Here is an 8,587-nt window from a genome sequence, read left to right as displayed (position 1 = left end):
GTGACGAGCCCCGACGGCTCGGTCTCGCGCCGCCACCTGCGGGTGGCGCTGGACGGGTGGGACGTCAACCTGGTCGACCTGGGCTCGGTCAACGGCACCCAGATCCAGCCTCCGGGTGACCCCAACTTCTACGACATCCCGCCGAACGAGCCGGTCACCATCGCCCCCGGGACGACGGTCCGGGTCGGCGTCTCCCGCACGCTCCGTTTCGAGGCGCACCGGGGCTGACGCCCTCTAACGCCTTGCGAACGCCCGCGTCCCCGAGCCCCGGGGGCGCGGGCGTTTCTCATGCGGCCCTGGGCGGCATCATGAGCCTCACGCCGTCCTATACGGCCTCTAATGGCCTCATGCAGTCATATGCGACTCTATGGGCCGCATACAGCCATACGAAGCTTATGTGGCCCCGTGCGTTCCTATGCGGCCAGGAACTCGCGGGCGCCGCGCAGCCGGGTCCGCAGCCGCCGCTGGGTGGCCGTGCAGTCCAGCCGGACCTCGAACGGCCCGGGCAGTCCGGCGTCGGACCGGCGGCCGGGCCGCAACCGCGCCGCGTCGAGGCCGTCCCGCCGGGCGATGAGCGACCCCAGCTCGTACCGGCTCACGGCGTCGATCCCCGCGACGTGCAGCACCCCCGAGAGCCCGCGGACCGCCGCCTCCACGAGCGCCGCGGCGAGATCCCCGACGTGGACGGGGCACTTCACGTCGTCGGTGAACAGCACCCCCTGATCGCGCCCCGTCGCGAGCGAGCGCGCCAGCGACTCGTGCGTCGATCCGCCGTTCCCGACGATCAGGGATGTCCTGACGATCGCCGCGTCCGGCAGCACGGCCCGCACCGCCGTCTCGGCCGCCGCCTTGGCCGCCCCGTACGGGCTGACCGGGTCGGGCGGGCACGCCTCGTCATAGCGCGGGGCGGCCCCCGAGAACACGGCATCACTGGAGACGTGCACCAGCCGCCCGCCAGTCCGCGAGAGGGCCCGCGCGACGTGCGCGGCGCCGTCCGCCGTGCTCACCCAGTCCGCCTTCCGGTACGCCGCGTTGATCGCCACCTCCGGCCGGAACGCCGCCACGGCGGCCTCCACGGACTCGCGCGAGCGCACGTCCAGCGGCAGCCACTCCACCCCCGGACGCTCCGCGGGCCGGGCGGTCAGGTAGGTGGCGCCCACGTCGTGTCCCGCGGCCGCGCAGAGCCGTACGAGCTCGCCGCCGAGGAACCCGCTCCCGCCCACGATGAGAACCCTCATGGGCCGCCACGCTACCGGGCTCCGGCGCGGCTAGCCGGTCCGGAAGGCGCGTACGCCCCGCAGCAGCCGCACCGCTGCCTCCAGCCCGCTCGCCGCCTCCAGCGCGCGCCCCGCGGCCGTGGCGAAGCGGCTCAGCAGGTGCTCGTCCCCATCTCCGAACGCCCGCCCGGCGACCCACACGAACGTGTGGTCGCGCGTCGCCAGCGGCACCTGAGCGGCCAGGAAGCCCGGCTCGCCCACCGTCACGTCGTGCGCCAGCCGCACCGTCGCCGGCGACGTCGCGAGCTCCTTCAGCACCCCCGACTCGGCCAGCCACCGGCGCACGCGCAGCGGATCGCCCGGCGGCCCGTGCATGTGGATCGGATCAGCCTCCCGCCGCAGCGCGTCCACGCGCACGAAACCCGCATAGGCCGTGCCCGTGACGGCAGCGGCGGCCCTGGCCAGCCGATCGGCCAGGTCCGTGGCCTCCAGGCAGGAGAACGAGGCGATGAGCTCACGCATGGCGACATTGACATGGTTGTATGGCATCGCGGTGGTCCCTCGGGGAGGGCGAGATCGCGCGGCCCGATCGCGCGATCTCAGGGTGCCCTGACTATCGCCCCCGACGCGCCCCTTGACTAGCCCTCAACCGGAAATCTGGATTTTTTACCCAGATCCGCCCCAGGTTCCGCTGCGGCAACCAAATCCCCACGAGGCCGTCACGACGGCCGCAGGCGCGACCACGCCACGTCGTCCACCCGCGTCCCGTCCGCCGTGACGAACAACCCCCGATGCACGCCCTCCCTGCTGAACCCGGACCGCTCCAGCACCCGGTGCGAGGCCGTGTTCCCCGCCTCGGTGCCGGCCACGATCCGGTGCAGGGGCGTGTTCGCGAACGCCCAGTCCACCAGCATCCCGACCGCCCGCGTCATGAACCCCTTCCCCCGGTACTCGGGCACCAGGGAGTAGCCCACCATGGCCTGCCCCAGCGACGGCACGACCTGCACCAGCTGCACGTGCCCCGCGAACGCCCCCGAGGCCGCGTCCCTGATCGCCAGCTCGATCCGCTGCCCCGACACCCACCAGTACCCGGTGTACCGGCAGCGGCGCTCGTCGTCCTCCGGCGTGCTCAGCGGCCCCATGTGGTACCGCGCCACGCTCGGATCGGCCAGCATCCGGTGGTAGTCGGCCGCGTCCTCCACGGCCAGCGGCACCAGCCGCACCACCCCGTCGCACAGCTCCCCGCCCTCGAAGAACGGCAGGTACGGCTCCGCCGCCGGCACCCCGTCCCCCTCGAGGCGGGCGAACGTGACCATGTCGACGTGCCGTCCGTCCCGGAGCCGCTTGGCGTCCCGCCTGCGGCCCTCCTCCCGGAAGCCCGCCTTGTACGCCACCCGCAGGCTCGCCACGTTCTCCACCGCGGCCTGCAGCTCCATCCTGCGCATTCCGTGGTCGAACGCCCAGTCGGTAACCGCCCTGGCGGCCGTCGCCGCCACATTCTTGCCCCGCGCCCACGGCGCCACCATGTAGCCGATCTCGGCCACGCCCCAGTGGTCCGGCGGCCGGACGCCGACGGAGCCGACGTACTGGCCGTTCTCCGTGATCGCGAACTCCGCGCCGCCGCCCTCCCACTTCTCCGCGGCCCTGTCGAAGTAGCCGCGCGCGTGCTCCGGCCCGAAGGGCGACGGCAGCCCGGGCATGAACCAGGCGGTCACCGGGTCATCGCACGTCTTGGCGATCGCCTCGGCGTCCGCCTCCGCGGGAGGCCGCAGGATCAGGGGACCGGTGGAGATGACATCGCGCGGGAGCATCCCCCATAGATACCGTGCGTCCGGAGCCCCTCGAAAGCCCTATAACCTTGCGGCCATGGGTTTCCGCAGGCATGGGCCTTTCCGGGTGGGGGATCAGGTGCAGCTCACCGACCCCAAGAACAAGCGCCACACGATCACGCTCAAAGAGGACGGCGTCTTCCACACCCACAAGGGCGCCATCCCGCACAGCGACCTGATCGGGCAGCCCGAAGGCTCCGTCGTGCGCTCCTCGGGAGGCACCCAGTACCTCGCCTTCCGGCACCTGCTGCAGGACTACACGCTGGCCATGCCGCGCGGCGCGGCCGTCATCTACCCCAAGGACGCCTCGATGATCGTCGGCATGGCCGACATCTTCCCGGGCGCGCGGGTGATCGAGGCCGGGGTCGGCTCCGGCGCGCTGACGTGCTTCCTGCTGCGCGCCGTCGGCCCCGACGGGCACGTCACCTCGTACGAGCGGCGCCAGGAGTTCGCGGACGTGGCCCGCAAGAACGTCGAGAAGTTCTACGACGACCCCATGGACGCCAACTGGCGCCTGGTCGTCGGCGACCTGGTGGCCGCCATCGACGAGATCGACGTCGACCGGGTGATCCTCGACATGCTGGCCCCGTGGGAGTGCGTCGACGCCGCCGCCAAGGCGCTCACGCCCGGTGGCGTGATCTGCTGTTACGTCGCCACGACCACGCAGATGTCCAAGACCGTCGAGACGATTCGCGATCACGGGTGTTTCACCGAGCCGCATGCGTGGGAGACCCTGGTTCGCGACTGGCATGTCGAAGGACTCGCGGTGAGACCGGATCATCGGATGATCGGCCACACGGGGTTCCTTGTCACCGCCCGCCGCATGGCGGACGGAGTGACGCCCCCGCCGAGACGCCGTCGACCGAAGGGGACCACCGAAGAACTATGACAATTTGGCCACGGGGGTGCGCTGGTGCGTGACACGGGAACAGATTGCCGTGTTCATGTGCTGGGAGTATTAAACGCACGATTGAGGATTATTCACCGAATACTGAATGTCACTCTACGAACACTGCCCGGCCAGGTTACGGAGGGGCCCGAGATAGGTAAGGTCCTTAGTAGTCGCCCTCGACTGGGAAGGAGGTGACGGGGCGTGGCAGCTCGCGATGATGCTGAGGCTCGAGCCGCGCAGCGCGAACGGGAGGTCGCTGATCTTTCAACACAGGTCTCCTTCCTCCAGGAGGAGATCACCGCGCTGAGGCGGAAGCTGGCCGAGTCACCCCGTCAGGCCAGGGTCCTCGAAGAGCGTCTCCATGAGGCACAGGCCAATCTGGCGGCCGTGACCGGCCAGAACGAGCGCCTGGTGGCCACACTCAAGGAGGCCAGGGACCAAATCGTAGCTCTCAAGGAGGAGGTCGACCGGCTGGCGCAGCCGCCATCCGGCTTCGGCACCTTCCTCGAGGCCAGAGAAGACGGCACGATCGAGGTGTTCACCGGCGGTCGCAAGCTCCGGGTGAACGTCAGCCCTGCCGTCGACGTCGACTCGCTGCGGCGTGGCCAGGAGGTCATGCTCAACGAGGCCCTCAACGTGGTCGAAGCGCTCGGCTACGAAGAGGTCGGCGAGATCGTGATGCTCAAAGAACTGCTCGACGAGGGCAAGCGGGCCCTGGTCATCTCGCACGCCGACGAAGAGCGCGTCGTGCGACTGGCCGACTCGCTGATCGGCCAGCCCATCAGGGCCGGTGACTCGCTCCTGCTCGAGCCTCGCTCCGGCTACGTCTACGAGCGCATACCCAAGTCCGAAGTCGAAGAGCTCGTGCTGGAGGAGGTCCCCGACATCTCCTACGAGGAGATCGGCGGCCTCATGCGGCAGATCGAGCAGATCAGGGACGCCATCGAGCTGCCCTATCTGCACGCCGACCTGTTCCGCGAGCACAAGCTGCGGCCCCCCAAGGGCGTACTGCTGTACGGCCCGCCCGGCTGCGGTAAGACGCTCATCGCCAAGGCCGTCGCCAACTCCCTGGCCAAGCAGGTCGCGGAGAAGACCGGCCAGTCCGGCAAGAGCTTCTTCCTCAACATCAAGGGTCCCGAGCTGCTCAACAAGTACGTCGGCGAGACCGAGAGGCACATCCGCCTGGTCTTCCAGCGGGCCCGCGAGAAGGCCTCAGAGGGCACCCCGGTGATCGTGTTCTTCGACGAGATGGACTCGATCTTCCGCACCCGAGGCTCCGGCGTGTCCTCCGACGTGGAGAACACCATCGTCCCTCAGCTGCTGTCGGAGATCGACGGGGTCGAGGGCCTGGAGAACGTCATCGTCATCGGCGCCTCCAACCGCGAAGACATGATCGACCCGGCGATCCTGCGGCCCGGCCGCCTGGACGTCAAGATCAAGATTGAGCGGCCGGACGCCGAGGCGGCCAAGGACATCTTCTCCAAGTACCTCATCGCCGACCTGCCGCTGCACCCGGACGACCTTTCGGAGCACTCCGACTCCCGCGAGGCCACCATCCAGGGCATGATCCAGAGCGTCGTCGAGCGCATGTACACCGAGAGCGAGGAGAACCGCTTCCTCGAGGTGACCTACGCCAACGGCGACAAGGAAGTCCTCTACTTCAAGGACTTCAACTCCGGCGCGATGATCCAGAACATCGTCGACCGGGGCAAGAAGATGGCCATCAAGCAGTTCCTCGAAACCGGCCAGAAGGGCCTGCGGGTGCAGCACCTGCTCACGGCCTGCGTGGACGAGTTCTCCGAGAACGAGGACCTGCCCAACACCACCAACCCCGACGACTGGGCCCGCATCTCCGGCAAGAAGGGCGAGCGGATCGTCTACATCCGTACGCTCGTCTCCGGCAAGCAGGGCACGGAAGCCGGCCGGTCCATCGACACCGTCGCCAACACCGGCCAGTACCTGTAACACCTCGGACGGGAGGGCCTGCGCGGCCCTCCCGTCCGCGTGTCCGCGCCCTTCTTTCCGCCAGCCCCTCGGTTCGGTGTGCGCCGTGGGCGCCGGCGCTTCTACGTCCGGCCGGGACGCGAGCCTCCCCCCGAACGGGTCTCGCGCGCGGCACCCCGAGGCCTCGGCGGGCGCATCGTTCCCGTGCGGGACGCCGGCCTCAGGGCGGTGCCCTGTCCTTCGGGCGGGAGCCCGATCCCTCCCTCGCCGAAGGGTCTCCTCTTCGTTGGGGGTGCCGGTCCTCTTGAAGACCCCGGCCGGAGTACGGAGGCGAGCGGCGGCGGCGGGGGAGTGGGACGAACCCGGCGGTTTCGCGCCCCTCGAGGCAGGAGGGAAGCACACCCACGCGCGGAAGTCGCGGCGACACGGCAGATACGCATGCACGCCACTCCGATGAGGCGCACACTGGGCTCGTGACCACGCTGAAACGAGTAGATGTGCACGTCGAAGGCATCGTTCACGGCGTGGGCTTCCGCCCCTTCGTCTACTCGCTGGCCCGCCGCCTGGGCCTGGCCGGGCGCGTGCGCAGAGACGTCAACGGGGTGCACATCGAAGTCGAAGGAGCCCTCGCGGGAGTCGAGGAGTTCCTCACCGCGCTGGAACGCGACGCGCCCGCCCTGTCCGAGATCCGGCACCTCACCATCGTCAGCGGCGAGCCCGCCGGCCACAGCGGCTTCACCATCGCCGCCGGCGACGCCTCAGGCCCGCTCCGCCCCCTCGTCTCCGCCGACACCGCCACCTGCGCCGACTGCCTGCGCGAGCTCGCCGACCCCGCCGACCGCCGCCACGGCCACCCGTTCATCGACTGTGCCGGCTGCGGCCCCCGCTTCACGATCGTGCGCGGCGTGCCGTACGACCGGACGCTGACCACCATGGCCGGCTTCGGCATGTGCCAGGCCTGCGCCGCCGAATACCACGACCCCGGCGACCGCCGCTTCCACGCCCAGCCCACCTGCTGCCCCGCCTGCGGGCCCCGGCTGCGGCTGCACGACGCCCGCGGCGCCGAGCTGTGCGGCGACCCCATCGCCGGGGCCGTCACCCTGCTGCGCGCCGGGCGCGTCGTCGCCGTCAAGGGCCTCGGCGGCTTCCACCTCGCCGTGCCCGCCGCCGACGAGCCGGCCACCGCCACGCTCCGGGGCCGCAAGCACCGCGAGGAGAAGCCGTTCTCGATCATGGTCGCCGACCTGGCGCAGGCCCGGCGGCTGTGCGAGATCGACGACCTCGCCGCCGAGCTGCTCACCAGCCGCGCCCGCCCCATCGTGCTGCTGCCCCGCCTCCCCGGCGCCCCCGTGGCCCCCTCCGTGGCGCCCGGCGACCGCAGCCTCGGCCTCATGCTGCCCAACACGGCCCTCCACCACCTCCTGCTCGCCCAGCTCGCCGAGCCCCTCGTCCTCGCCGGAGGGAACGTCTCCGACGAGCCCGCCGCCCACGAAGACGCCGACGCGCTCACCCGGCTCAGCGGCATCGCCGACGCCTTCCTCATCCACGATCGCCCCATCCACGTACGCACCGACGACTCGGTCGTGCGGCCCATGGCAGGCGAGGTGACCGTGCTGCGCCGCGCCCGCGGGTACGCGCCCGAGCCGTTCGCCCTCCGCCGGCCGGCGCCACGGCCCGTCCTCGCCTGCGGCGCCGACCTGGACAGCACCTTCTGCCTGGTCGAAGGGCGGCGCGCGTTCGTCTCCCAGCACATCGGCGATCTGGAGAACCGCGAGACGCTCAGGTCGTTCGCGGAGGGCATTGAGCACTTCCGCGGACTTTTCGGCATCCGGCCCCAGATCGTGGCGCACGACCTGCACCCCGGCTACCTGTCGACCAGACACGCCATGGAGATCCCCGGCGTCGAACACGTCGCCGTCCAGCACCACCACGCCCACATCGCCTCCTGCCTGGCCGACAACGGCGACCCCGGGCCCGTACTGGGAGTCGTCTTCGACGGGCTCGGCCACGGCCCCGACGGCACCCTGTGGGGCGGCGAATTCCTCCGCGCCGACCTCACCTCCTTCGAACGCCTCGGCCACCTCGCCCAGGTGCCCCTGCCGGGCGGGACGGCCGCCGTCCGGCAACCCTGGCGCATGACCGCCGCCTACCTCGGCGACGACCACCCCGGCCTGGCCGTCGCCCGCCGCAACCCCTGGGCCGAGGCGCTCAGGCTCGCCCCCGGCTCCCCGCTGACCTCCAGCGCGGGCCGCCTCTTCGACGCCGTCTGCGCGCTGCTCGGGATCCGGGACAAGATCACGTACGGGGGGCAGGCGGCGATCGAGCTCGAACAGCACGCCGACCCTTCCGAGCGCGGCACGTACGAGGCCGCCATGCACCGCGGAGACCTGCTCGTCATGGAAGGCGCCGGCCTCGTCCGCGCCGCCGCCGCGGACCTGGCGGCCGGGGTGGACACGCGCGTGATCGCCGCCCGCTTCCACAACGGCCTGGCCGACGCCGTCACCCGCGCCTGCGACACCCTAAGGCAGGCCACAGGGCTGTCGGCCGTGGCGCTGTCGGGCGGGGTCTTCCAGAACGCGCTGCTGCTCGAACGCACGGCCGCACTGCTGCGCGCGGCCGGGTTCCGCGTGCTCAGGCACGTCCGGGTGCCACCCAACGACGGCGGCATCAGCCTGGGCCAGGCGGCCATCGCCGCCGCCCGCGAC

The 8,587-nt window shown here is 71.1% G+C and carries 7 protein-coding genes; 4 read left to right on the top strand and 3 right to left on the bottom strand.

Translation table 11 applies throughout. The annotated features are described in order from the left end of the window. Positions 1 to 228 (top strand): FHA domain-containing protein (locus AB0J09_RS47360; protein WP_360706811.1); only part of this gene is annotated, 228 nt, incomplete at its 5' end. A 185-nt stretch (positions 229 to 413) separates the two neighbouring features. On the opposite strand, the gene AB0J09_RS47355 is transcribed toward AB0J09_RS47360, so the two are convergent. The 3 genes from AB0J09_RS47355 to AB0J09_RS47345 all read right to left on the bottom strand — a co-directional run bounded on the left by AB0J09_RS47355 (position 414) and on the right by AB0J09_RS47345 (position 3,028). Next, positions 414 to 1,238, bottom strand: a complete 825-nt coding sequence (locus tag AB0J09_RS47355) for a sugar nucleotide-binding protein (protein WP_360706808.1) — start codon at positions 1,236 to 1,238, stop codon at positions 414 to 416. A 30-nt stretch (positions 1,239 to 1,268) separates the two neighbouring features. Next, positions 1,269 to 1,766 carry a hypothetical protein gene (locus tag AB0J09_RS47350; protein WP_360706805.1) on the bottom strand — a complete coding sequence of 166 codons (498 nt, stop codon included), beginning with the start codon at positions 1,764 to 1,766 and terminating at the stop codon, positions 1,269 to 1,271. A 170-nt stretch (positions 1,767 to 1,936) separates the two neighbouring features. Continuing rightward, entirely contained in the window at positions 1,937 to 3,028 is a 1,092-nt protein-coding gene (locus tag AB0J09_RS47345; RefSeq protein WP_360706802.1) for a GNAT family N-acetyltransferase, read from the bottom strand. Positions 3,029 to 3,083: 55 nt separating this feature from the next. On the opposite strand from AB0J09_RS47345, the gene AB0J09_RS47340 reads away from it, so the two are divergent. The 3 genes from AB0J09_RS47340 to hypF form a co-directional block, all read left to right on the top strand. Next, on the top strand, positions 3,084 to 3,935 hold the full coding sequence (locus AB0J09_RS47340) for a tRNA (adenine-N1)-methyltransferase (protein WP_360706799.1): 852 nt from the start codon (positions 3,084 to 3,086) through the stop codon (positions 3,933 to 3,935). A 204-nt stretch (positions 3,936 to 4,139) separates the two neighbouring features. Continuing rightward, positions 4,140 to 5,903, top strand: coding sequence for a proteasome ATPase (gene arc, locus AB0J09_RS47335; protein WP_360706796.1), 1,764 nt, complete (start codon positions 4,140 to 4,142; stop codon positions 5,901 to 5,903). A gap of 452 nt (positions 5,904 to 6,355) precedes the next feature. After that, positions 6,356 to 8,587: carbamoyltransferase HypF (gene hypF, locus AB0J09_RS47330; RefSeq protein WP_360706793.1), on the top strand; the 2,232-nt coding region annotated here is incomplete at its 3' end.

This window comes from Nonomuraea sp. NPDC049784, assembly GCF_040659615.1.
Lineage (GTDB): Bacteria > Actinomycetota > Actinomycetes > Streptosporangiales > Streptosporangiaceae > Nonomuraea.
The sequence above is the reverse complement of the archived record's forward strand: the minus strand, read 5'-3'. Positions and strand labels throughout refer to the sequence as shown.

Excerpts from the sequence above, each read along its gene's own strand:
- AB0J09_RS47355 (WP_360706808.1), bottom strand. The coding sequence starts at position 1,238 with ATGAGGGTTCTCATCGTGGGCGGGAGCGGGTTCCTCGGCGGCGAGCTC.
- AB0J09_RS47350 (WP_360706805.1), bottom strand. The coding sequence starts at position 1,766 with ATGCCATACAACCATGTCAATGTCGCCATGCGTGAGCTCATCGCCTCG.
- AB0J09_RS47345 (WP_360706802.1), bottom strand. The coding sequence starts at position 3,028 with ATGCTCCCGCGCGATGTCATCTCCACCGGTCCCCTGATCCTGCGGCCT.
- AB0J09_RS47340 (WP_360706799.1), top strand. The coding sequence starts at position 3,084 with ATGGGTTTCCGCAGGCATGGGCCTTTCCGGGTGGGGGATCAGGTGCAG.